This is a genomic window from Chrysiogenia bacterium, from assembly GCA_020434085.1.
GTDB lineage: Bacteria > JAGRBM01 > JAGRBM01 > JAGRBM01 > JAGRBM01 > JAGRBM01.
The window spans coordinates 1-2,027 of sequence record JAGRBM010000557.1 but is presented as its reverse complement, the minus strand read 5'-3'; the positions used below and the strand labels follow the sequence as shown (position 1 = coordinate 2,027).

Annotated in this window: 3 protein-coding genes; 1 reads left to right on the top strand and 2 read right to left on the bottom strand. The window is 64.6% G+C overall.

Annotation, left to right across the window (positions count from 1 at the left end):
* Positions 1-1,010: family 10 glycosylhydrolase (locus KDH09_18445; GenBank protein ID MCB0221683.1), on the bottom strand; the 1,010-nt coding region annotated here is incomplete at its 3' end.
* Positions 1,011-1,054: 44 nt separating this feature from the next.
* On the opposite strand from KDH09_18445, the gene dtd reads away from it, so the two are divergent.
* Positions 1,055-1,504, top strand: coding sequence for a D-tyrosyl-tRNA(Tyr) deacylase (dtd, locus tag KDH09_18440; GenBank protein MCB0221682.1), 450 nt, complete (start codon positions 1,055-1,057; stop codon positions 1,502-1,504).
* A gap of 3 nt (positions 1,505-1,507) precedes the next feature.
* On the opposite strand, the gene KDH09_18435 is transcribed toward dtd, so the two are convergent.
* The coding region (locus KDH09_18435) for a hypothetical protein (protein MCB0221681.1) at positions 1,508-2,027 on the bottom strand (520 nt) is incomplete at its 5' end.

The following is a 2,027-nucleotide window of genomic DNA, read 5'->3' as shown; positions in this document are numbered from 1 at the left end:
GCCAGTGCATCGTCGGTCGAATAATTCATCAGGACGGCGGCATCGATCTGGTCGCGCTCGAGCCAGCCGCGCCAGTCCTGAAATGCCGAGAGATAGGCCCTGTCGGCCCAAGCGAGTGCCGCCACGGAAAGGGCAAGCTTTTTCGCTCGCGTTAGCTTCCGCGCGCGAGATACAAAATCGCTTACTTGTTCACGTCGCCATTGATCCCAGCGGCTGGCATCGCGCAGGTTCTGGTTGGCCAGCGGCGCGCTGCCGCCGGTCTGCTCTTCGAAGGCCGCCAGCGCGCCGGGCGCGTAACCGAAGTCCACGCCCACCCCCAGGCGCGAGACCGGCCGGACCGGCACGGTATAGGGATAGCGGATGAAGTCGAGATGAATGCCCGAGAGCCCGGGATAGCCCAGCGCCAGCTCATCGACGATCTGGAGCTGGAAGGTGCGCACCTCGGGCACGCCGGGATCGAGCCACACGCCGCTCGTGCCGATGAGAACCTCGCCGCCCTCGGTGACGGGCAGCGGCTTGCCGCCTTCATCGAGCACCGCCGGCGGGCGTGAGTCTTCGTAGGCCGTTACGGGCCTGCCAAAATTGTCGCGTATGATGACGTCCTGTCCGAGTTCGCGCACGATGCGCGCCTGCGCATTGCCTGCCAGATAGAAAACGTTGATCCAGGCGTGAACCTCGATGCCCTCGGCGCTGGCGCGCTCGATCACGTAGGCCAGCGGGTCATAGCCCTGGGCGAGCGTGGGAGCGCGGTCGGTCACATTCGAATCGTACCAGGCGTAGCCGCTGCGGTAGACCTGCACGAGCAGGCCGTCCACGCGCCAGTCCTTTGCGTCGGCGATGAGCCGGTCGATTTTTTCGGGTGTATCCAGGGTGTGGTTGCGGTTCTGGCACTCCACCCACAGCAGGCGCCGGGGCTGCTTGCCCATCATCCGTCCCACGCCCGCGCAGGCGCTCAGAGTGAGGACGATCGCAATCAACAGGGAAACGGGGAGGAGACGGGTGCGCTGCATGGTCACAATTTACAAACCATCCGGTGCTGAGTAAAGCAGCCCCCATGCGCGCCGTTGTTCAAAGAGTCAGTCGCGCCGGCGTGAGCGTCGGCGGCGAGCCGGTATCACAGATCGGCAAGGGGCTTCTCGTCCTGCTGGGCGTTGCCGACGAGGACGCCGATTCCGACGCGCAGTGGATGGCCGCCAAGCTCGCGGGGCTACGCATCTTCGCCGACGACGAAGAGAAGATGAACCGCTCGGTCACCGACATCGGCGGCGAGGTGCTGGTCGTCTCCCAGTTCACCCTGCTCGGCGATGCCAAGAAGGGCACCCGCCCCTCCTTCGCCCACGCAGCCCGGCCCGAAGAGGGCGAGCGGCTCTATGAGCTGACCATGAAGCTGCTCGCCGAGGCAGGCCTCCCCACCCGGGGCGGTCGTTTCGGGGCCATGATGGACGTGGAACTCGTCAACGACGGACCGGTCACGATCCTGCTGGATTCGAAGAAGAAGTTCTGAGGGCTACGGGCAGGCGAAGGTCCAGCCAGAGAGCAATCCGTCTTTCGTGCGATGCTCGCGCTCGAGAAACGGCGTTGATTCATTGAATTCCGCGATTCGCTCACCTGTCGAACAAACACGATCGGCAACCGGCACGCGCAAGAACCATTGCGTGGGACCGCGTTCTTCGATCTTGACGAAATACTCGTAAGGCATCGCGGCCCGAATCGTTGGTGTCGGCAAGACCTCCATGTAGTCGGGCACCAGATCCCCCAGGGACGCCGGCGGCTCACCGTGGTCGGTCCGGTAGGAGCGGATCGCGTGAACCAGCGGCTGGGCATCGCGCGCAGCCATGCGCGTTGCCACATGCTTGCGGAAGCCCAGCAGTTCCATCATGGGTTTCTGCCCGAGCAGAATCAGCGCCAGCGGCGTGAGCCAGAGGGCGTAGACGATGCGGCGACGCGCCGAATCCGCGCGAAACATGCGCATGCCGAGAATCGGCGCGGCAAGTCCCAGCCCGGCACCGAACACACTGACACGAAAG

Excerpts from the sequence above, each read along its gene's own strand:
- dtd (MCB0221682.1), top strand. The coding sequence starts at position 1,055 with ATGCGCGCCGTTGTTCAAAGAGTCAGTCGCGCCGGCGTGAGCGTCGGC.